Raw genomic sequence first — 769 nt, forward strand, 5'->3', positions numbered from 1 at the left:
ATTTTATAGTGGTCTGCACTGGTGGGAAGTTCTGATTGCCGTTCCAAAAAAAAATGCAAAGTCATGCAACAAGAATGCAAATCTCTATGCGTAAAGCAAAGGCTTCATCAGAGAGGTGCATGCTAATCTTGAGTGGGACTAACATTCTCCTACTTCATGAAAATTATCAACTTGCAATCGTATTTCAAAGAATTAGATCATAATAATATTTTATGTTTGGCATTGACGGGAAATAAAAAATAATTTAAAAAAACTTATCAAACTAGTGGGGAAAGATAAAATGACGGATCAGGTTGATGCTATTTTATTCGATTTAGACAACACACTCATAAACACTCAAGCCCTAAAGAACTATAGAGAAAATAGTTTGCGAGGCGATTTTACACAAGGACTTCTAGATTTAACAAAGATCTATCCAAAGACAAGAAGCATTCTGGACAGTCTCGCGCAAAGGAACATTCCATTAGGGGTAGTCACTAACTCTCCAAAAAGATACGCACTAAAACTGTTAGAACACTATGATCTGACTAATTATTTTAAAGTTATAATTACCTATGATGACGTTAAAAATGGCGGAGCAAAACCCTCTCCTATAGGTATTAATCTAGCATTAGCTCAACTGGGGCTAAGCTCTAAAAACAATATTCTTTTTATTGGTGATGAAGAAAATGATGTAAAGGCTTCATATGCTGCAGGAGTCAAACCTATTGCCCCAGCTTGGGCATCAAAGGAATTCATTGGGCAAGTACCTGCTGCGATGTTAAGCACC

1 protein-coding gene is annotated in these 769 nt (G+C 36.4%); it reads left to right on the forward strand.

Features of this window, described 5'->3' with window-relative positions; genetic code table 11:
• Positions 1-280 precede the first annotated feature (280 nt).
• Positions 281-769 (forward strand): HAD family hydrolase (locus AC1DUO_RS25725; protein ID WP_477989549.1); only part of this gene is annotated, 489 nt, incomplete at its 3' end.

It is taken from the genome of Rahnella sp. P4_A8, assembly GCF_056402435.1.